Genomic DNA, 356 nt, shown 5'->3' with positions numbered 1-356 from the left:
GCTGGACACCGCGCTCGATCGGCCATTCGACCCGCCCGCGTCGCCTTATCCTTTTGATGAACGTCTTTATGACCACCGGCCGCTGACGGCGTCGGAGCTGGCGGAGCAGTGCCGGGCGCTGGCGCTGGCGCACGCGATGTTGCAGGTGAGTGAGCCGTGGGTGAGGGCCTCATTGGGCTTTGTGCTGTGGGAGCGGATTAACGCCCTGCGATTGGTGCTGTAACGGCGTAAAAACAGGGCGGTGGATGAAGCCGCCCCATCAGTACGGCCTCAATAGATCAAATTACTTATAAATTTCTGCCACGCCGTGCAGCCGGTTATTACCGGAGGCTGAAAGTATTTTGTAAGAAGTTGCC

Annotated in this window: 1 protein-coding gene and 1 pseudogene; one reads left to right on the top strand and one right to left on the bottom strand. The window is 58.7% G+C overall.

From position 1 onward, the window contains the following. A pseudogene (locus CYR55_RS23765) lies at positions 1–223 on the top strand (hypothetical protein); the annotation flags it as partial. A 60-nt stretch (positions 224–283) separates the two neighbouring features. Here CYR55_RS23765 and CYR55_RS24260 read toward each other — a convergent pair. Then, the coding region (locus tag CYR55_RS24260; protein ID WP_146001062.1) for a YdgH/BhsA/McbA-like domain containing protein at positions 284–356 on the bottom strand (73 nt) is incomplete at its 5' end.

It is taken from the genome of Chimaeribacter californicus (assembly GCF_002858675.1).
GTDB lineage: Bacteria > Pseudomonadota > Gammaproteobacteria > Enterobacterales > Enterobacteriaceae > Chimaeribacter > Chimaeribacter californicus.
Note: the sequence above shows the minus strand (reverse complement) of the source record. Positions and strands in the feature narration are given on the sequence as shown.